A 19,452-nucleotide genomic window follows, 5' to 3' on the forward strand; every position below is an offset into this window, starting at 1 on the left:
CCATTAAAGTAAAACAGGATTAAGAACGTCTTATCTTTTAATTTTACGTAATTTTGCTATCCAATTTTTTCATTGAATGAACGAATATAAAAAAATCTTAAAGTTCGCGAGGCCGCATCAAAAATATATCTACGGAAGTTTATTTTTCAATATCCTGTATTCTGTATTTCAGATCGCTTCCTTAGGAACTATTCTACCTGTTTTGGGAATGCTTTTTGGCACTATAAAACCTGAAAAATATGAGAAAGCACCAGTATATTCCGGTGATATTGTTGATTTTTTCTCTTATGTAAAAGAATATTCCAATTATTATGTACAGACACTGGTGAGCAATTACGGGGCACTTACTGTTCTTGCCTGGCTGTGTATCATTACTGCATTTATGTTCTTTTTAAGAAACGCATTCCGTTATTTCGGCTCTTTATTACTTATCAATTACCGTGTAGGAGTAACCAAAGACCTGCGTGGAGCGATGTACAGAAAAATACTTTCCCTTCCTGTTTCATTCTTTACAGAGAGCAGAAAAGGAGATATGATGTCTCGTATGTCCAATGACGTAGGAGAAGTGGAAGGCAATATTTTAGGAAGCTTGATTGAACTGATTAATGCACCTTTTATGCTGATCAGTACATTGGTTACCCTATTTTTCCTGAGCCCGGAAATGACTCTTTTCTCGCTATTGGTTCTTCCTGTGATGGGAACAATGATTGCATTGATCGGAAAAAGCCTTAAAAAAGACTCACACGAAGCACAAAGCGAACTGGGAACCATCTTCTCTATTGTGGATGAAACATTGAAATCTTCAAAGGTTATTAAAATATTCAATGGGGAGAAAATCATGAATAACAGATTCATGCATTCTATGAACAAATGGATCTCAAGTTCTATTAATTTAGGTAAGAAGAAAGAATTAGCGTCTCCAATGAGCGAATTCTTAGGTTCTATTACTTTCCTGATTATTGCCTGGTATGGCGGAAAACAAATTATTGTTGAGCAAAGCATTTCTCCGGCAGACTTCCTTGTATTTTTAGGTATGTTCTTCCAGATTCTTCCTCCTGCAAAAAGTTTATCGACTTCTATTTCCAATGTACAGAAAGGAGAAGCTTCGCTGAAAAGAGTATTGGAAATTCTTGAAGCAGACGTGAAAATTGAAGAAATTGCAGAACCTGTTTCTATTACAACGCTTCAGAACAATATTGAATTCAAGGACATTGGGTTCTATTATGACAAAGCGAATCTTATTCTTAAAAACTTCAATTTAACCATTCCTAAAGGAAAAACGGTTGCTCTTGTTGGACAAAGCGGAAGTGGTAAAACAACTATCGCTAATCTTTTAGCAAGATTTTATGATGTTTCCGAAGGAGAAATTCTGATTGACGGGACAAACATTAAACATTTAAAACTACAGGAATACCGCCAGCTGCTGGGAATGGTAACACAGGAATCCGTATTATTCAACGATTCTGTATATAATAATATCCTGATGGGTAAACCCGATGCCACCAAAGAAGAGGTAATTGCAGCTGCTAAAATTGCCAATGCAGATTCTTTTATTTCCAATCTTTCTGAAGGATATGATACCAATATCGGTGATGATGGAAACAAGCTTTCCGGAGGTCAGAAACAAAGGGTTTCTATTGCCAGAGCGGTATTGAAGAACCCACCGATCATGATTCTTGATGAAGCAACTTCAGCTTTGGACACAGAATCCGAAAGATTCGTACAGGATGCGCTGGAGAAAATGATGGAAAACAGAACTTCTTTAGTGATTGCCCACCGTCTTTCGACCATCCAGAAAGCAGACTGGATTGTAGTAATGGAAAAAGGTGATATCGTGGAACAGGGAACCCACCACGACCTGATTGCAAAAAGAGGAATGTATCACAAACTTGTCGAACTTCAAAACTTCGACTAATCATTTAACTGAACTACAATGAACCCTATACAAGAGTATTTCTACAGAATCGAAGAACCTGAAAGAAGTACTCTTTTATTTTTGCGTGACACGATATTAGCTTCAGATCCGGAAAATATTACAGAAACATTCAGTTTTGGTCTTCCGTTTATCAAATACAAAAAGAAAATGCTGTGCTACTTCTACTACAGCAAAAAATATCAAAAGCATTACCTGAGCTTTTATCATGGTGACAGACTTGATCATCCTGAGCTGATCCGGGATGGCAGAAAGAAGTTTAAAATCCTTCTTATTAATACGGAAGAGGACATTCCCGTAGAATTTATATTAAACCTTGTACAGGAAGTTAAAAGACATATAAAATAAAAAACTCCGGCACGAATAATCGTGCCGGAGTCATCTTTAAAAACCTTTTATCATTGTGTGTTTATTCCATTGAATTCTGCCTGCTTAATTGCCCAGGCAATCATATTGGCAAAAAGAATTGAATTCTGAACCTGCATTCCTCCTGTCGTATATCCGTTTCCTGCGTATCCGTAAGAAGACTTCTGAACCGGGAAATATCCTCCTGAACTTGGTGCTACAAAAGGCTCAATGGTATTACTTGGATACTGGTTTCCAGTGGCATTTTCATTACTTAAAAAGCCACCGTCACCAAACCATATAAAGTTCAGGCTGGTATTTCTTAATCCTGAAATTCCTGTTCTGGTAGTCGTACTGTTGATTGGCTGCGCATAGCTGTAAGGAACAAATCCACTTGTCAACCCTGAAATATTTACTGTGGTAGAAGCATCTTCACCCCAGTTTTTCCCTCTTACATCTCCAAAAGGTCCGTTAAGGATAGGATCATCAGAATTGGTAAGAGCATACACTGAACCTGCACCGCCTCCATAAGATGCTGAAATGGTAGGATCAGAGAATATTCCTCTGAATAAATTCTGTGCAGTGCCCGTATCATCTGTCATCGCAATGACAACTCCTTTTTTATTAAGATAGGAAGCAATATAACCTGCATCTGTAGCATTAGGTGTATAGTTGTAGCCAATGACAACAATATCCGGCTTATTATTAAGAGCTGTCTGAAGAGCAGCTGAAGAAGGTGAGTTCCCTAAAGAAGTATGTGTAAAACCTTCATATTTAACAATACTGGAAGCAGTTGTACCAAAGTTTGTCGGAGAATCCATCAGACTTCTTGACGGACCGGTATAGGCGCTATACCCGTAAGCTGTTTCTAATCCGATATGGAGAACCGTTTTTTTAGGAATGACAACCACTACATTTACAGAACATGTTGTAGATACCCCACCCTGGCTGTCGGAAGTAATGGTAATTGTTTTCACCGATGTAGAAGTTGGTGTTCCTGTTCCGCTTAATGTAATATTCTGATTTCCCGTAGAAGTAAATGTGCCTGATCCGCTGAAGGAAATTCCGTCAACCGTATTGGTGGTAACGGTGTAACTTCCCAGTGTTGAAACATTCACAGGTAAAGTAATTGTATTCGAAGCAGTAAGAGCTGTTCCAACCTTGTATACTCCATTTACCGTTGCAGTTCCACAGCTCATGGTATAGGTTCCTGCGGGACTCAGCACCGTAATAGAAACGGGTGGAGTACAAGTTACTTCAGTTCCGTTGGCTTCAAGAGCAACATTATCTGTCTGGATATTCTGAGGAGTTCCCTGCCCCGGAATCTGTATTGTTTGTGTTCCGGTGTTTAGAAATACTCCGGTTCCATAAAAATTGTATCCGTTGGCTGTCGTTCCTGAAATGGTATAATTACCTGGTTTAGTCACATTCACGGCAATCTTCAGGTAATTGGAATTGGTAAGTTCTTTCCCTTTTATATAGCTTCCCATTGCTTTGGAAGCGGAACAGTCTATGGTAAAAACAGATTTACCCAGCTGTCCGCACACACTTTTCCATTCTTTATCCACAAAACTCCAGTAATTGAAACAGTCTTCTGTGGTGTTGTAAATCGTCAAGCCATCATCATTGGATTGATTGATTACAATTGCGTTTCGCTGCGCTTCTGTTAACCTTGGAATAAGTACTCCTTTGTTGTTATTTCCTGAAATAACATCCAAAACGGAATTAGAGTTCGGCGTAGTAGTATTAATCCCTACTGCACCATTATTGGTTTGAGAAAAAGATCTTCCAAAAACAAAGAGCATTGCTATGAGCAGGACTTTGATTGGAGGCATTGTAAATTTTGTTTCCATCATTGTATAAGTTATAATTGTTTGATAATAATAATCCGGACATTTAACTTCCACAAAATTATCAACCACAGACGATTAGAAAATAATTCCCTGCTACGCAATACTACTCACGCGTAGTAAAACTCACAAAATGTCGCTAAATTATCCTGGTAAAAATTCAAATAAAAAGTTGAGCTTTTTAACAAAACCCAACCATACATTCAAATATCAAAAGCAAAACAACTTAAAAGAACCATTACTTCTAATTTATCATAAAAAATAAAATCAGTAGGTTTAAAAAACGCAATATCAGTCATCATTTAAAATTCTTTTCCATTTCGCAATGGTATTTCGGCTTATCTTAAAATGATCACTCACCTGAAGATTGGTCAGTTCATTTCTTTTCTGATACCTGAGAATTTTCAGAATTGATTCCTTATCATAAGAACGGAGCCTCTGGTTTTTACGTTCCACTGTATATTCTGTTTCTCCAAAAATCAGTTGATTAAATTTCAGAATATCAAAAGCTGAATGCAATGTCTCCAGCTTGAGCCTGATGGTGGTGTCTGATAATTTTTCGGGAAATTTTTCTTCAAGAATGTCGGTATAAATCTGCTTATAATCTGGCATCATCTTATATCTTTTTCATCCATTTATATAAAGTGGTCTTGGGTATTTTATACCTTTTAACCACATCATTGGCCGTCATTTTCCCTGTCTTTATTTTATCAAGAATAAAATCCTTAACCTCCTGCGTATAAATGCTTTTTCTGAAAACCAGGGTATTTTCTTTTTGAGTGAAGACATTATCAATTCTTGCCTGTGGAGCATATAAAATCAGATGTCCGGTATAGAACCGGAAGAAATCGAATTTTAAAAGTTTACACCATTTCAGGAGAACATCGGTATCCATACTTTTTGCATGATACATCTTTTCCACTTCATCTTCCGTACTGTTTAAAAACCGGGAAATTCTTTCTATTGAAATCTGATACTCTTCCACCTTGGATCGGATCAGGCTTCCAATATGAATGTTCTTAATATTCATCACAATGTTTTTAAGTAAAAATATTGACAAGAAAATCAAAAAACACCATCAGAACCTACTCAAAATTACGTATGAGTAACAAAAATCGGAATTCTGTTTAAATTTTAATCAAAAAGCTGTTGATATTGATCTCTGAGGGAATATTCAGTTTTTTCCGGATCCTGTATTTTTTACTTTCTACAGCCCGGATACTGTTATTGGTACACTGTGCTATTTTTTTAGTATCAAAATCCAGCTTCATCAGTGCACAGAAATAGAGCTCGGAATGGATCAGATTAGGATTTATTTGTAAAATATCCGGAATAAAATGAGGAAAAAATACCTGGAATTTTTCAAAAAACATGGGTGAATTGCTTTCTGCTAAATTCAGTATTTCCTGAATATTTTCCTCTGAAAGATGGTTAATCAGCATCTGGTGTTTCATCAATTCCGAATTCGTTTTGACCAGATCCTTGATGGTGGAATCCTTTTCTTTTTTATCGGAAATTAAGCCATGAATCAATGCGTCTTTCTGGGTAATAAATACAATATCCATTAAAAAGGAAGCAACGGAGAATAAAATATTCAGCAGTTTGATTGTTTTAAAATCTTCTTTTTCTATGAATCTGCTCTTTGGCAGGAAATCAAAATCAAAATACAGACATGCAATGAAATTGATACTGATGATGAATGTAATAAAAAAGATCGTAAGGGAGTCCTGTTTGTATTTCAGAAAGAACGGAACAGCAAACAGAAGACAAAAGTAAAAGTACTCTACACCAGCGTTTTTGTAAGTATAAATATGAAAAAAACTTACTATAAATGTGAGTAAAACAAATATCCCGATAATGAAAGGTTTTAAAACCTTTCTGAACCGTTTGGTTTTTCCTTTGATGGCCATGAGCAGCAGCCAGAAGAAAGTAATAATCGTAAGAAATATGGAGATCAGCATATCCCCAAAAAAAGTAATAATAAAAATGGAGTAAAACAGGAATATGAAAAACAATAAAAGCAAATACCGGTTAATAAGATGAAGATAACTACTTTCAAAATCATCATCCATCTTCTCAGTTTCGTCGTTAATCATCTTAAAGAAAAACTTATAAATCATCTTGTTGTTTTTTTATGCTCTCACAAGCTTAAGTTGGCATTTGTACTCCTGAAAGTATAAATTTTCCAATATTAACAGCCTTTCATGCAAAACAGAAATCTACAAAACGAAATGTATCAGTCTTTTTCAGCATTAAAAAGGAGATGATTAAGGTGTTTTTCTAGCTACAATTTACTAAAATTCGATGTTAAAATTATCAAATGAAATACCATTTTTGATAATAAATTAACAATCATTTACCTTGGATCACTTAAAAAGCATGAGCCTGTGTTTTTAAGCAGGCAAAATTATTGATCCCAACGGGAAAGGTATTAGTCTTCCGATACGCAATAATACTCATGCGTAATTAAACTCAAATAACAAAATATACCCTTCATAGCTCAAATAAAAAAGAGAACTTTAAAAGCTCTCTTTTGGTTTTTTATTTACGATAAGGAATTTAGTTTTCTTTCAGTTTGGCAATCACATCCAAACCACCTTTTGTAATATCTCCTATCTTACATATAATTTCAGTATCCAAAGGAAGGAATACATCCATTCTGGAACCAAATTTTATAAATCCGAACTCATGCCCGGCTTTGGCTTTATCCCCTTCATTACAGTAGAATACAATTCTTCTTGCTACATATCCTGCAATCTGTCTGAAGACTACTTTGTGATTGGTCATCGTCTGAACTGCTACGGTAGTTCTTTCGTTCTCTGTAGAAGATTTTTCATGCCATGCTACCAGATATTTTCCCGGGTGGTATTTTTTGTAAATCACTTCTCCTGAAACCGGATATCTGCAGATGTGAACATTCAGTGGAGACATAAAAATAGAAACCTGGATTGCTTTACCTTTAATAAATTCATCCTCTTCCACTTCTTTGATCATAACCACTTTTCCGTCCACCGGAGCGATCACATTTTCTCTGTGGTCAAGAATATTACGGTCCGGAACTCTGAAAAACCAGAATACTAAACTGTAAATAACCAACAAAGGCATAATGATCAGCAGGGACCATATTTCAAGGAAATAAATTGCTAAAGCGCCCAGAATGATAAAAAGTATGGTCGCAACGGTAATCGTTCCTTTTGATTCTCTATGTAATTTCATGAGATTAAATAAATTTTTCTAAAATAAAGTACAAATATACGACAGGAACGCAGATAATAAAACTATCCAGCCTGTCTAAAACTCCTCCATGTCCCGGAATGATGTTTCCACTGTCCTTTACACCGAAGTTTCTCTTCAATTGACTTTCTACCAGATCTCCTAATGGAGCAAAGGCTGCCACCAGAAATCCTACGATCATCCAGTTTCCTCTCAGCCCGGGCTGATAGTGTTCAATAAAATAAGACAACACCAATGTTAAAACAACTCCTCCGGCATAACCTTCCCAAGTTTTTTTAGGCGAAATCTTAGGAGCCATTTTATGTTTTCCAAAGAATTTTCCTACCAGATAGGCAAAAGTATCACTACTCCAGATCAAGATAAACAGGAAAAGAACTTCCAGAGAAAAATTTTCATTATAACTGGAGAACTTGGGCAGTCCTAATGCAAAACTGAACGGGAGAGCCACATAAATAACGGTAAAAATAAGTTTCCCGCTGTCAAAGTATAATTCGTTGGGATATTTGAATAAGGTTACTACAGCTATTCCAATCAAGGCGAGTGCTAATATTTCACTAAGTCTGAAATCAAAAAAGAAATCGTGATTAAAATACCTTTTGGAAAACATGTAGAAAATAAAAATGACCAATGGATATACGACCCATTTTTCATAGCCGTTTCCAAACTTCATAATTTTAACACATTCCCAGGTTCCTACAATCAGCAGAAGACTCATTAAACCGTGATACAGATACTGCTGTTTGGCAAGACCAGGTGCAATACTGTTCAGCAGCTGCGCTCCCAACGGAGTAGAACAAAGAATAATGATGGCTACATAAACGATACCTGATACGGTTCTTTGAATGAGATTTTTGTCCAAAATTTAAAATTTAGAAGTGGTTGCTTAATCTTCAAGCAGCAATAAAAACAGTTTTGTATTGGAATTGGAAGAACTGTCCATTTTCGATTGGCTTCCGCTGATGGAAGTAAGGTTCTTGATATTTCCGTTTCTTTTTATTTTCCCCATGGCATCATTCAGGTTGTTTACAATCTGAGAAACATTGGCAATGATGATAATTTTATCAGGAAGCCTTGAAGAATGATAATGCAGGATATTGTTATGCGAAAGCATGATTCTGCCGTCATAGGCAATGAGATATTCACAGGTGATAAATGCGGCGTCATTAGACGGCTGTAGTTCTGACGTATATGAAGACTTCACAACGTTCAAAAAGTTCTGAAGTTCTTTATCCCAGCAGAAAAGGTTGTGAACACCTTCTATTTTAATAATTTGATTTAAAGTTTGTAGAGCTTCCGCTTCATCTGCACAATAATTAAAAAATCCTCCCGAATGCGTAAATAATTGCGCAAACTTATAGTCAAGATCCGCATTTTTCAGCGAATCCCCAAGTTTCTCCAGGCTCTGTTTGTCCTCTTCTTCAGGCTGGTTGGTAAGTTTGCTTACAATCCTCTTGAATAAATTCAACTTAATCTATTTTTAGTCAACTTTATACAAAAATAGAAAATAAATTACAATAGTGTCCAAAATATCTCCTTAAATATGAAAAAACCTGACAATTTTGCGATTGTCAGGTTTTTATTAATTCTATTTTTTAAGAATCTTAAAGCTGTGTCGGGCTTTCGGGAGCCTGTATTTCGCTTTCTTCTTCTTTCTCTTTGATCTGAGGTGTTTCCTCTACAATGGGCTGATCTTTTTCAGGAATAGTATTGGTTACAGGTTTCTCTGTCAATTCAGGATCCCATGCTCTTTTTCCGAAAATCTCTTCCAGGTCTTCACGGAAAATCACTTCTTTTTCAAGCAATTTACTTGCTAAAGCATCAAGCTTATCTTTATTCTCGTCAAGAATTCTTACCGCTCTTTCATATTGATTTTCGATGATTGATTTGATCTCCGCATCAATTTTTGTAGCTGTTTCTTCAGAATAAGGCTTTCCGAAATTGTATTCAGACTGGCCTGAGCTGTCATAGTAAGAAATATTACCGATATTCGGGCTTAATCCGTAGATTGTAACCATTGCCTGAGCTCTTTTCGTTACGGTTTCCAGATCAGAAAGTGCTCCTGTAGAAATATTATTGAAGATCACCTGCTCTGCTGCCCTACCTCCTAATGTTGCACACATTTCGTCCAGCATCTGTTCAGTAGTGGTAAGCTGTCTTTCCTCAGGAAGGTACCATGCTGCTCCCAATGAACGTCCTCTGGGAACGATCGTCACCTTTAAAAGTGGAGATGCGTGTTCCACCAGCCAAGAGATCGTAGCGTGCCCGGCTTCGTGGTAAGCCACTCTTCTTTTTTCAGAAGGTTTGATTGCTTTATTTTTCTTTTCAAGACCGCCGATGATTCTGTCTACAGCATCAAGGAAATCCTGTTTTGTTACTGAAGTATGGTTGTTTCTTGCTGCGATAAGTGCTGCTTCATTACAAACATTGGCAATATCTGCTCCACTGAATCCGGGAGTCTGTTTGGCAAGAAACTCTCTGTCTACATTATCATCAAGTTTGATCTTTTTCAGGTGAACATCAAAGATCTGTCTTCTTTCGTGAAGCTCCGGAAGGTCTACATAAATAGATCTGTCAAAACGTCCTGCTCTCATCAGAGCTTTATCAAGGATATCCGCTCTGTTGGTTGCTGCCATTACGATAACGTTGGTATCTGTTCCGAAACCATCCATTTCAGTAAGAAGCTGGTTCAAAGTATTTTCTCTTTCGTCGTTTCCGCCGGAGAAATTATTTTTCCCTCTGGCACGTCCGATAGCATCAATCTCATCAATGAAGATAATGGCCGGAGATTTTGCTTTAGCCTGAGCAAAAAGGTCTCTTACTCTGGAAGCTCCTACCCCAACAAACATTTCAACGAAATCGGAACCTGAAAGTGAGAAAAACGGAACTTTAGCTTCCCCTGCAACCGCTTTCGCCAATAAGGTTTTACCGGTTCCCGGAGGCCCTACCAAAAGGACACCTTTAGGAATTTTACCTCCCAGTTTTGTATATTTTTCAGAGTTTTTCAAGAAATCCACAACTTCCTGAACTTCTTCTTTAGCTCCTTCCAACCCTGCAACATCTTTAAATGTCACCTGAATTCTTTCTTTTTCGTCAAAAAGCTTTGCTTTGGATTTTCCGATAGAGAAAATTTGTCCGCCAGGACCTCCGCCTCCACCCATCTTTCTGAAAAGAAGGAAGTAGAATAATCCTAAAATTGAAATCCAAACCAGTGCAGGGATTAAGATATCCATTAATGCGCTCTTCCCTGTACCGTAATCTTTAGTTGTTTTAATAACCGGATTGCTGGCTTTGACCTGTTCAAATTTCTGAAGGAAAAGTTGAAGGTCTCCGTATTTTACAGAAAAATCTGCTTTTGGAGCCATTTCGAAGGCAGAAAGAGGGTTGTTTTCTTTTCCGGCTTTGGAAACCATTGCCGATTTTGCTTCTTTTGTTAGGAAAACATCAGCTTTCTCTATGTCTTTGTATATAATTATATTCTGGACTTTGCCCGCCTGCATTTCTCTAAAGAAACCATCTTCATCAATAGATTTTGCTGCATCACCTCCAAGGAAATTGGAGCCAAAGAATAGCAAAAGAGCTACGATTGCAATAGGAAAGAACCAGTTGAATCCTTTATTATTCATTTAGACTTTTTAAAATTTTTATTATTCATTTTCAATTCTGGTAATGACTGCGTCACCCCAAAGTTCTTCTATGTCGTAGTACTCACGTACCTGTTTCTGGAATATATGAACCACCACTGAAACGTAATCCACCAATACCCACATCGCATTTTCAGTACCTTCTACGTGCCAAGGTCTGTCCTGAAGTTCGTTTCTTACTTTCTTCTCTACACTTCCCGCCAATGCAGCTACCTGTGTATTTGAGTTTCCACTACATATCACGAACGTCTCTGCTACTGAATTCTCGATGTTTGAAAGATCGAAGATCATAATGTCTTCTCCTTTTACATCCTGGATAGCTTCAACGATTTTATCTATTAACGCTTGTTTTTCTGCTGTTTTATTCATTAAAAAAATACTATAATCTGCAAATTTATTGTTTTTTCTTTACTTTAACCTTACTTTTACCCTCTTAATCTCTTAAAGTTTTCTTAAATGAGCCAACTCTTTTACCTGAAAGAATGTTCTTCTACTAATGACGAAATATCAAAGTTTTTACTTTACGGAGATTCAAATTTTATAGGACTTCATACTTTTAATCAAACTAAAGGCCGTGGTCAGTATGGAAATATCTGGACTCAGACCGCCGGAAAAAATCTGGCTTATACGCTGGCAGTGAATACTCAGAACATCCTGTGCTCCGACTTTATGTTCAATTATTATACCGCAATGGTAATCCGGGATTTCCTTGCCAAATTGTCTGACTCTGAGGTAAAAATCAAATGGCCGAATGATATCATCCTTAAAGGTAAAAAAATCGTTGGAATTTTAATAGAAAAGAAAAAAATTAATCAAAATAATTATTTCATCATCGGAGCCGGGATCAACATTCTGCAGGAAAATTTTGATGAAATATCCAATGCAGGATCACTTCTGACGCAGACAGGAATCCAATTTGATCTGGAAGAACTTGCCTTAAACCTTCATGAATATTTGTCTGAAAAGCTTAAAAACATACCTTCAGATCAGGAAATCCTGGATGGATTTAATAAAAACCTTTTCAGAAAAGATCAGATATCGGTCTTTGAAATTGAAAAAGCGCGACAAAATGGCATTATCCGGCGTGCAGACGAAAAGGGTGAACTCTGGATCGAACTGGAAGACGGAATGCATTCCTTTTATCACAAAGAAGTAAAATTACTTTACTGATTAGCTCTCTTGATATACAAATAAAGGGTAAGCGGCAAAAACACCATATTAGGCAGCCACATGGCTACAGCCGGAGACAAACTTTTATTTTCCGAAACCACTTTTAAGGCTTCGAATGAAAACACGAAAATGAAGGCCAATGAAATACCGATGGCTAGATTGACTCCTAATCCTCCTCTTTTCTTCTGTGATGACAGGGAAAGCGCCAGAAATGTCAGAATAATGATTGAAACAGGCATGGAAGTTCTCTGGTGAAGTTCATTCAGGTAAGAGTTCAGGTTGCTGTTTCCTCTTTCTTTTTCCCTTTCAATAAATTTCAAAAGTTCCGGAGTGGTTTTATTTTGTCCTAAAAGTTCATTAGGGAAGAGCTCTTCCGGAGAATGCCCGTAATTTTTCCTTAATTCTATTCCGTTACCGAGTTTTTCGGTATTGTCTTTATTGATTGTTTTTTCCAGATAGTTATTTAAAACAAACTGTTTTTTGGCTTTATCCCAATACACTTCACTTGCCTTCAGCTCATAGGTCATTTTTCTGTCTTTATCATATTTCTGATAGACAAAACTCGACCCTCTTTTTTCTCTTTTATTCCATGAATCGACAAAGATATATTCCGTCTTACTCAGCTGTGAAGAAGCAGGTGCCGTTCCTAAAATCTTTTCTTTATTGGCTGCATTATACGTATACGCTTCCAGTTCATTTTTCTTGATATTGGCCCACGGCAGCACCATATGATAGACTACAAGAGCAATCAATCCGATAAAAATAGAGGTTACCAGATAAGGTTTGGAAAACCTGTGGAAACTGGCTCCACTACTGATAATAGCAACAATTTCAGTATTATTTGCCATCCTGGAGGTAAAATAAATTACCGATATAAATACCAGAATGGAAAGGAAAGTCACCACAAGATTGATGATCCAGAAGGGATAAAAATGGATAAGAAAATAAGTCAGATCCAATTTCGGATCAATGGCCTTGGCATTTTCTATCCTTGGAATCTTCTGCTGAACATCGATTACCAATACGACTATAGACAATAATACCAACATGAAACTGAAAGTTCCAAGGTATTTTTTAATGATATATCTGTCTACAATTTTAAGCATATTTTTTTTACAGTCTTTGTCTTAGAACCGGTACTACAGAGTTTTTCCATTCATAGAAATCACCTGCCATAATATGTTCTCTGGCTACTTTTACCAAATCAAGATAGAATGCAAGGTTATGAATCGAAGCAATCTGTTTTGCCAGATATTCTTTAGATACAAACAGGTGGCGAAGATACGCTTTTGAATATTCACGATCTACAAAACTGGTTCCAAATTCATCCAAAGGCGAAAAATCGCGTTTCCATTTTTCATTTTTAAGATTCATCACCCCTTGCCATGTGAAAAGCATTGCATTTCTTGCATTTCTTGTTGGCATTACGCAATCCATCATATCAATTCCCAGCCCGATCGATTCAAGGATATTCCACGGAGTTCCTACTCCCATCAGGTATCTTGGTTTCTCTTTTGGAAGGATATCTGTCACTTCGTCAGTGATTCTGTACATTTCTTCTTCTGGCTCTCCAACGGAAAGTCCTCCGATAGCGTTCCCTTCTGCACCCGCTTCGGAAATCACTTCTGCAGAGATTTTTCTAAGATCGGAATAGGTAGATCCCTGAACAATCGGGAAAAGTCTTTGCTTATGTCCGTATAATTCAGGATTATCATTCGTCCAATCAATACATCTTTTCAGCCAGCGGTGGGTAAGCTCCATCGATGATTTCGCCTGGTTGTAATCACAAGGGTAAGGTGTACATTCATCGAAAGCCATGAAAATATCGGCCCCGATCTGTCTTTGAATTTCCATTGATCTTTCCGGAGAGAACATGTGGTAACTTCCGTCGATGTGAGATTTGAATCTCGCACCTTCTTCTGTCATCTTTCTGTTGCTTGCCAATGAAAATACCTGAAAACCTCCAGAATCAGTAAGGATAGGAAGATCCCAGTTCATGAATTTGTGTAAACCACCTGCATCCTGCATGGTTTCCATGCCCGGACGAAGGTAAAGGTGATAAGTATTTCCCAGAATAATCTGAGCTTTAATGTCTTCTTTTAATTCTCTCTGATGAACTGTTTTCACACTTGCTACAGTTCCCACAGGCATAAAAATAGGAGTTTGAATCTTCCCGTGATCTGTGGTAATTTCCCCTGCTCTTGCTTTTCCTTCAGAGGTTTTTTCTATATTAAAAAATTTCATCTCTATACTTGTTTATACACTGTTTTACCAGTGATTTTTGTATCGCAGAAACTTCTGTGTCCATTTTACCTTACTATAGGCATTACAGCACCATTCTGTTTCAGCTTATCCTTCACATATTTATCTGCTTTGGGATCTTTTTTCAGCAATATTTCCTGTGCGTCATTAGCGATCCCGTCCATTTCTTCTTTAATTACATAGTATTTAAAACTGTTAACAAAATCATCAGGTGCGACCTTATGTGATTTCAAGACAGCTCTTGTCCCCGCTTCCATATTTTTGTCAGGATAGATAAAGATAGCCTGATCGTTGATAGCAAGATCGGCAATGATTTCTGCCATCAAACCTTTATCGACCAGATTTTTGGGCTTATCAATATAATCGCCACACGAAAACAGGCCCAACAAAACGAAAATAAAGATTAACTTTTTCATCAGTTTCATAATCTGTTGATGATTGATTTCCATTTTAAGTTCAATACTCCGAAAACTGCTTCATGGATAATTCCGCCGTTCATTTTACTTTCTCCTAAAATCCTGTTGGTAAATATAATAGGAACTTCTACAATTCTGAAGCCTTTTTTAAAAGCTCTGAATTTCATTTCAATCTGAAATCCGTATCCTTTCAGTTTTACGTTATCCAATCCTATTTCTTCCAGTACTTTTCTTGAAAAGCAGACAAATCCTGCTGTGGTATCATGAATGGGAAGGCCTAGTACAAACCTTACATATTTTGAGGCGAAGTAAGAAAGCAGTACTCTTCCCATGGGCCAGTTCACTACATTTACTCCCTTTGAATAACGGGATCCGATGGCCATATCTGCATTTCTGCAGGCTTCAAAAAGTTTCGGCAGATCGTTAGGATTGTGTGAAAAATCGGCATCCATTTCAAAAATATAATCATATTTATTTTCGATGGCCCATTTAAATCCATGAATATAAGCCTTCCCCAGTCCATCTTTCACATGTCTTACCGACAAGTGGAGATAATGCGGATATTTCTTCTGCAATTCTTTTACAACTTCTGCTGTTCCGTCGGGAGAAGAATCATCTACTACTAAGATATGAAAGTCGTCCTCCAATGCAAAAACCGCGGAAATAATATTTTCAATATTTTCCTTTTCGTTATAGGTCGGGATGATGACGAGTTTTTTCATTTCAGTTTGCAAAGATAGTTTATTTAACCTTTTTATTTTATACAAAATAATCTATAATTTTGCAAAAATATTTCTCGGGGATTAAGCGGATGAAACAGATCCTTTTATTCAACAGATCTGAACAATACGTAAAATCGATGAGAGCAAATATTTTAACTGCAGATTCATGGATCTGGTGACAGGAAAATCTGTGCCGGCCGTGTTATCTGAAGTTAAATAATAAATAAAAAAATTAAATTTTGCCATCATCACAACACTTCATCAATCACGTAAGAATACCTGAAAATAATGATTGGGTAATCTTTATCCTTGTGGGCTGTATATTTCTATACGTTTTTATGATGAACGTCATAGAAAGAGATGCCAGTCTCAGAGATTTTCTGCTTCAGAAATATTTTGATGCAAGCAACAACCTTCCCAGCTGGATCATCACCTCCTGTGTGACCACACTTACTCTGTCTGTATTAATTTCACAGTATGTTCCTGTAGTACCGAAATATATTGCGGATCTTCAGCTTTTGGGATATCAGCTTAATAAATTGGGTTATACTTTGCTGGCAGTGCTGTTTTTTTATGTAGTAAAATCAACATTAGGCTTTTTATTTTACCAAAGTATAGGGGATGGAAAAAAATGGACTATTTTTTATTTTACCTCCACAAAGTTTTATTTCATTCTTTCATTTTTGTTAATAATTCTTTGTGTAGCCCATTATTACTTCCCGATAGACAGAAATAAAATGTTTTTATATTATTTCTGCTTCTTCGCTTTTGTATTCATTTTCAAAGTCTTTTTCTATTTATTTCACAAGAACAAGATTCTTCCTGAAAAATGGTATTATAAATTTTTGTATATTTGCACCCTCCAAATCGCACCATTATTATTGCTTTGGAAGTTGTTATTTTTTTAATAAAAGTCAATGATGAGAATAAAGTCTATATTGGTTTCTCAACCAGCGCCTAGTGAGTCTTCTCCATATCTGGATATAGCGAAGAAGGAAAAAATAAAGATTGATTTCCGTCCATTTATCCACGTCGAAGGGGTTGACAATAAAGAGCTCAGAACACAGAAAATAGATCTGACGCAGTATACCGGTATTATTTTTACCAGTAAAAATGCGATTGACCATTACTTCAGACTAGCAGAGGAATTGCGTTTTGCCGTTCCGGATACGATGAGATACATCTGCCAGTCGGAAGCAATTGCCAACTATCTTCAAAAGCATATCGTGTACAGAAAAAGAAAAATCAGCTTTGGGGAGAAGAACTTCTCAGACCTGCTTCCTCTTTTCAAAAAATTCCCGACAGAAAAATATCTGCTGCCATCTTCAGATGTTTTGAGCCCGGATATTGTAAAAACCATGGATGCATCGAATGTAGACTGGACAAGAGCAATTATGTACCGTACCGTATGCAGCGACCTTACGGATATCAATGTCAAAGATTATGACATGCTGATTTTCTTCAGTCCGCAGGGAATCAAATCACTGCAACAAAATTTCCCTGATTTCAAGCAGGATGAAACAAAGATCGGAGTTTTCGGAAACACGACTCTGGCTGCTGCGGAAGAAGCAGGATTAAAAGTAGATTTAATGGCACCAACGAAGGAAACTCCTTCTATGACAATGGCCCTTGAAAAATATATTAAAGCACTTCACAAATAGTCTTTAATTATAAAAATACTACCAACCATCTTTTCAATAAAGGAAAGATGGTTTTTTTTTACCTAAATTTGAACAAAAATTAATATTGAATTGATTTTTGCTTAAATTACTTACTTTCAGAAGAAAAAGTACAAGATTCTATTCAATAAAAAAATAAAAATACCCCGGATGAAAGCTCCACAGGCAAAAAAAATTGAAAAAATACTAGAAAAACACGGCGATAGAAGAACTGATAATTACTTTTGGTTGAATGAAAGGGAAAACCCTGAAGTGATCCGATACATTGAGGAGGAAAATGCCTACGAAGAATTCATCATGAAAGATACGGAAGCTCTTCAGGAAGAGCTTTTCGAAGAGATGAAAGCCCGCTACAAAAAGGATGATGAGTCTCTGCCTTATTTCTTTAATGAGTACTGGTATATTGTGCGTTATGAAGAGGGCAAAGAATATCCTATCTTCTGCAGAAAGTACAAAAGCCTTGAGAATGATGAGGAAATTGTACTCGACGTTAATATTCTGGCAGACGGCAAAGAGTTTTTTGAAGTAGGAAGTGTAGCAGTAAGCCCCAATAACGAACTGGCCTCTTTTTCTTCAGATGATGTAGGAAGAAGAATTTATACACTTAATTTTAAAAATTTAAAGACAGGAGAAATCTTGCCGGATACGATCCCTAATACCACAGGGAAAGCTGTTTGGGCGAATGATAACCAGCATATTTTTTACATCAGAAAAGACAAAAGTCTTCGAGCATTTCAGGTATACAGACATCAGCTGGGAACAGATTCAGCGGAAGATGTTCTGATCTTCCATGAAGAGGATGAGACTTTTGATGTCAATGTATTTAAGACAAAATCATTAGAGTATATTTTCATTGCAAGCTCAAGCACTATTTCGGATGAACATCGTTTTATTCCTTCAGACAATGTATTTGCAGAATGGACGGTGATCCAGCCAAGAATAGATGATCTTGAATATTCAGTAGAGCATTATGAAGACGAATTTTATATCATTACCAATGCGGATGATGCGATCAATTTCAAGATTGTAAAGACAAAGATTGATAACTGTGGTATGGAAAACTGGGTTGATGTGATTCCGCACCGTGCAGAAGTTTTACTGGAAGGTTTTGAGATCTTTAAAGATTATCTGGTTCTTGAGGAAAGAGAAAGAGGATTGCTTCAGATCAAAATCATTGACGAGAAAACACAGGAGTCTTACTACTTACCTTTCTCCGATCCTACTTATACAGCTTATATCGGGATCAATCTGGAATTTGATACGGAAATTTTACGCTATGGATATACTTCTCTTACACAGCCTAGCTCCACGTATGAGTACAACATGAAGGAAAAGACGACAAAACTTCTGAAACAACAGGAAGTTTTGGGTGGAAAGTTTGCTCCTGAAAATTATATTTCAGAGAGAATCTGGGCAGATTCAAGAGATGGAAAGACAAAAGTTCCTATTTCCCTGGTTTATCATAAAGACACTAAGAAATCACCTGACACTCCCCTTCTTTTATATGGATATGGAAGCTATGGACATACTGTTGATGCCAGCTTTTCCAATGTAAGATTGTCTTTGCTGGATAGAGGATTTATTTATGCTATTGCTCACATCCGTGGTGGAGAATATCTGGGAAGAGAATGGTATGAAGACGGGAAGATGCTGTTTAAGAAAAATACATTTTTTGATTTTATTGATGCCGGAAAATACCTGATCAGGGAAAGTTATACTTCATCAAAACATATGTATGCCATGGGAGGAAGTGCCGGCGGATTGCTGGTAGGCGCTGTGGTAAATTATGAACCTCAGTTATTCAACGGAATTGTGGCACAGGTACCTTTTGTAGATGTTGTTACAACAATGCTGGATGATACGATTCCTTTGACAACCGGAGAATATGATGAGTGGGGAAATCCTAATGATAAGGAATACTATCATTATATGAAAGACTACTCTCCTTATGATAATGTAGAAGCGAAAGATTATCCGCATATGCTGATCACTACAGGATTCCATGATTCTCAGGTACAATACTGGGAGCCTGCAAAATGGACAGCCAAATTAAGAGAATTAAAAACGGACAATAATATTTTAATCTTCAAAACTGATATGAGCTCCGGACATGGAGGAGCAAGCGGAAGATTTGAATCTCTGAAAGAAGATGCACTGGAGTATGCGTTTCTGTTGAAAATAAATGGTAATTGATAAAACT

The 19,452-nt window shown here is 36.8% G+C and carries 19 protein-coding genes; 6 read left to right on the top strand and 13 right to left on the bottom strand.

Going from position 1 to position 19,452, the window contains the following annotated elements; genetic code table 11:
- Positions 1 to 76 precede the first annotated feature (76 nt).
- Together LIV57_RS01390 and LIV57_RS01395 are read left to right on the top strand one after the other, a co-directional pair.
- On the top strand, positions 77 to 1,915 hold the full coding sequence (locus LIV57_RS01390) for an ABC transporter ATP-binding protein (protein WP_131437222.1): 1,839 nt from the start codon (positions 77 to 79) through the stop codon (positions 1,913 to 1,915).
- An 18-nt stretch (positions 1,916 to 1,933) separates the two neighbouring features.
- Complete coding sequence (locus LIV57_RS01395) at positions 1,934 to 2,281, top strand: DUF1801 domain-containing protein (protein WP_227941125.1); 348 nt, start codon at positions 1,934 to 1,936, stop codon at positions 2,279 to 2,281.
- A gap of 50 nt (positions 2,282 to 2,331) precedes the next feature.
- Here the strand turns inward: LIV57_RS01395 and LIV57_RS01400 are convergent, their stop codons facing one another.
- The 9 genes from LIV57_RS01400 to rsfS all read right to left on the bottom strand — a co-directional run bounded on the left by LIV57_RS01400 (position 2,332) and on the right by rsfS (position 11,372).
- The gene (locus LIV57_RS01400; protein WP_227941126.1) at positions 2,332 to 4,134 is read right to left on the bottom strand and encodes a hypothetical protein; all 1,803 of its coding nucleotides are present in this window, start codon (positions 4,132 to 4,134) and stop codon (positions 2,332 to 2,334) included.
- 285 nt (positions 4,135 to 4,419) lie between these two features.
- Positions 4,420 to 4,743, bottom strand: coding sequence for a helix-turn-helix domain-containing protein (locus LIV57_RS01405; protein WP_227941127.1), 324 nt, complete (start codon positions 4,741 to 4,743; stop codon positions 4,420 to 4,422).
- Between the two features lies 1 nt (position 4,744).
- Positions 4,745 to 5,158, bottom strand: a complete 414-nt coding sequence (locus tag LIV57_RS01410; protein WP_137904421.1) for a transposase — start codon at positions 5,156 to 5,158, stop codon at positions 4,745 to 4,747.
- 97 nt (positions 5,159 to 5,255) lie between these two features.
- Positions 5,256 to 6,248, bottom strand: a complete 993-nt coding sequence (locus LIV57_RS01415) for a helix-turn-helix transcriptional regulator (RefSeq protein ID WP_110008382.1) — start codon at positions 6,246 to 6,248, stop codon at positions 5,256 to 5,258.
- Between the two features lie 439 nt (positions 6,249 to 6,687).
- Positions 6,688 to 7,344: a phosphatidylserine decarboxylase family protein gene (locus tag LIV57_RS01420; protein ID WP_202841772.1), complete on the bottom strand. Its 657-nt coding sequence runs from the start codon at positions 7,342 to 7,344 to the stop codon at positions 6,688 to 6,690.
- A gap of 4 nt (positions 7,345 to 7,348) precedes the next feature.
- Entirely contained in the window at positions 7,349 to 8,221 is an 873-nt protein-coding gene (locus LIV57_RS01425) for a phosphatidate cytidylyltransferase (protein WP_227941128.1), read from the bottom strand.
- Positions 8,222 to 8,245: 24 nt separating this feature from the next.
- Entirely contained in the window at positions 8,246 to 8,827 is a 582-nt protein-coding gene (locus tag LIV57_RS01430; protein WP_110008379.1) for an LUD domain-containing protein, read from the bottom strand.
- Between the two features lie 136 nt (positions 8,828 to 8,963).
- Positions 8,964 to 10,985: an ATP-dependent zinc metalloprotease FtsH gene (ftsH, locus tag LIV57_RS01435; RefSeq protein WP_120232489.1), complete on the bottom strand. Its 2,022-nt coding sequence runs from the start codon at positions 10,983 to 10,985 to the stop codon at positions 8,964 to 8,966.
- A 21-nt stretch (positions 10,986 to 11,006) separates the two neighbouring features.
- Entirely contained in the window at positions 11,007 to 11,372 is a 366-nt protein-coding gene (rsfS, locus tag LIV57_RS01440; RefSeq protein WP_047097448.1) for a ribosome silencing factor, read from the bottom strand.
- Positions 11,373 to 11,459: 87 nt separating this feature from the next.
- Between rsfS and LIV57_RS01445 the strand changes: the two genes are divergently transcribed.
- Positions 11,460 to 12,173, top strand: a complete 714-nt coding sequence (locus LIV57_RS01445; RefSeq protein WP_227941129.1) for a biotin--[acetyl-CoA-carboxylase] ligase — start codon at positions 11,460 to 11,462, stop codon at positions 12,171 to 12,173.
- Here LIV57_RS01445 and LIV57_RS01450 read toward each other — a convergent pair.
- The 4 genes from LIV57_RS01450 to LIV57_RS01465 all read right to left on the bottom strand — a co-directional run bounded on the left by LIV57_RS01450 (position 12,167) and on the right by LIV57_RS01465 (position 15,573).
- A complete protein-coding gene (locus tag LIV57_RS01450) occupies positions 12,167 to 13,279 on the bottom strand; it encodes an LptF/LptG family permease (protein ID WP_034691587.1) in 1,113 nt (370 codons plus the stop codon). The genes LIV57_RS01445 and LIV57_RS01450 overlap by 7 nt on opposite strands.
- 7 nt (positions 13,280 to 13,286) lie before the next feature.
- A complete protein-coding gene (gene tgt, locus LIV57_RS01455) occupies positions 13,287 to 14,417 on the bottom strand; it encodes a tRNA guanosine(34) transglycosylase Tgt (protein ID WP_047427159.1) in 1,131 nt (376 codons plus the stop codon).
- 65 nt (positions 14,418 to 14,482) lie between these two features.
- Positions 14,483 to 14,851: a DUF4296 domain-containing protein gene (locus LIV57_RS01460; RefSeq protein ID WP_227941130.1), complete on the bottom strand. Its 369-nt coding sequence runs from the start codon at positions 14,849 to 14,851 to the stop codon at positions 14,483 to 14,485.
- Positions 14,852 to 14,856: 5 nt separating this feature from the next.
- Positions 14,857 to 15,573, bottom strand: coding sequence for a polyprenol monophosphomannose synthase (locus LIV57_RS01465; RefSeq protein WP_227941131.1), 717 nt, complete (start codon positions 15,571 to 15,573; stop codon positions 14,857 to 14,859).
- Between the two features lie 239 nt (positions 15,574 to 15,812).
- On the opposite strand from LIV57_RS01465, the gene LIV57_RS01470 reads away from it, so the two are divergent.
- The 3 genes from LIV57_RS01470 (at position 15,813) to LIV57_RS01480 (ending at position 19,445) form a co-directional block, all read left to right on the top strand.
- Positions 15,813 to 16,481, top strand: a complete 669-nt coding sequence (locus LIV57_RS01470; RefSeq protein WP_227941132.1) for a DUF4271 domain-containing protein — start codon at positions 15,813 to 15,815, stop codon at positions 16,479 to 16,481.
- Positions 16,482 to 16,493: 12 nt separating this feature from the next.
- Entirely contained in the window at positions 16,494 to 17,234 is a 741-nt protein-coding gene (locus LIV57_RS01475; protein ID WP_034691594.1) for a uroporphyrinogen-III synthase, read from the top strand.
- 168 nt (positions 17,235 to 17,402) lie between these two features.
- Positions 17,403 to 19,445: a S9 family peptidase gene (locus tag LIV57_RS01480; RefSeq protein ID WP_227941133.1), complete on the top strand. Its 2,043-nt coding sequence runs from the start codon at positions 17,403 to 17,405 to the stop codon at positions 19,443 to 19,445.
- The last annotated feature ends 7 nt before the right edge of the window (positions 19,446 to 19,452 follow it).

This window comes from Chryseobacterium sp. X308, assembly GCF_020733145.1.
Lineage (GTDB): Bacteria > Bacteroidota > Bacteroidia > Flavobacteriales > Weeksellaceae > Chryseobacterium > Chryseobacterium cupriresistens.

Bases quoted from the DNA above. Each gene is read 5' to 3' on its own strand.
- LIV57_RS01390 (WP_131437222.1), top strand. From the start codon at position 77: ATGAACGAATATAAAAAAATCTTAAAGTTCGCGAGGCCGCATCAAAAA.
- LIV57_RS01395 (WP_227941125.1), top strand. From the start codon at position 1,934: ATGAACCCTATACAAGAGTATTTCTACAGAATCGAAGAACCTGAAAGA.
- LIV57_RS01400 (WP_227941126.1), bottom strand. From the start codon at position 4,134: ATGATGGAAACAAAATTTACAATGCCTCCAATCAAAGTCCTGCTCATA.
- LIV57_RS01405 (WP_227941127.1), bottom strand. From the start codon at position 4,743: ATGATGCCAGATTATAAGCAGATTTATACCGACATTCTTGAAGAAAAA.
- LIV57_RS01410 (WP_137904421.1), bottom strand. From the start codon at position 5,158: ATGAATATTAAGAACATTCATATTGGAAGCCTGATCCGATCCAAGGTG.
- LIV57_RS01415 (WP_110008382.1), bottom strand. From the start codon at position 6,248: ATGATTTATAAGTTTTTCTTTAAGATGATTAACGACGAAACTGAGAAG.
- LIV57_RS01420 (WP_202841772.1), bottom strand. From the start codon at position 7,344: ATGAAATTACATAGAGAATCAAAAGGAACGATTACCGTTGCGACCATA.
- ftsH (WP_120232489.1), bottom strand. From the start codon at position 10,985: ATGAATAATAAAGGATTCAACTGGTTCTTTCCTATTGCAATCGTAGCT.
- rsfS (WP_047097448.1), bottom strand. From the start codon at position 11,372: ATGAATAAAACAGCAGAAAAACAAGCGTTAATAGATAAAATCGTTGAA.
- LIV57_RS01445 (WP_227941129.1), top strand. From the start codon at position 11,460: ATGAGCCAACTCTTTTACCTGAAAGAATGTTCTTCTACTAATGACGAA.
- LIV57_RS01450 (WP_034691587.1), bottom strand. From the start codon at position 13,279: ATGCTTAAAATTGTAGACAGATATATCATTAAAAAATACCTTGGAACT.
- tgt (WP_047427159.1), bottom strand. From the start codon at position 14,417: ATGAAATTTTTTAATATAGAAAAAACCTCTGAAGGAAAAGCAAGAGCA.
- LIV57_RS01460 (WP_227941130.1), bottom strand. From the start codon at position 14,851: ATGAAAAAGTTAATCTTTATTTTCGTTTTGTTGGGCCTGTTTTCGTGT.
- LIV57_RS01465 (WP_227941131.1), bottom strand. From the start codon at position 15,573: ATGAAAAAACTCGTCATCATCCCGACCTATAACGAAAAGGAAAATATT.
- LIV57_RS01475 (WP_034691594.1), top strand. From the start codon at position 16,494: ATGAGAATAAAGTCTATATTGGTTTCTCAACCAGCGCCTAGTGAGTCT.
- LIV57_RS01480 (WP_227941133.1), top strand. From the start codon at position 17,403: ATGAAAGCTCCACAGGCAAAAAAAATTGAAAAAATACTAGAAAAACAC.